Source organism: Saccharopolyspora sp. 6M (genome assembly GCF_020176775.1).
In the GTDB taxonomy this organism is placed as follows: Bacteria; Actinomycetota; Actinomycetes; order Mycobacteriales; family Pseudonocardiaceae; genus Saccharopolyspora_C; species Saccharopolyspora_C gregorii.
Genome location: NZ_JAIUJZ010000309.1, coordinates 1 through 236, shown reverse-complemented (window position 1 = coordinate 236; position 236 = coordinate 1).

The following is a 236-nucleotide window of genomic DNA, read 5'->3' as shown; positions in this document are numbered from 1 at the left end:
GCCCGGCCCCCCCCCCCCCGGGCCCCCGGGCCCCCCCCCCCCCCCCCCCCCCCCCCCCCCCCCCCCCCCCCCCCCCCCCCCCCCCCGCGCCCCGCTGACCGCCGTCCGCTGACACCTCCCGCCACCACGGGCGCCGCGCGCTGCCCGGGAACAGGACTCCCCGTGAACGACCAGAACACCGACGCCCCGGCCCGCCCCGGGCTGCGCCGCCCGCTGCCCCCGGAACTCGTCCAGCG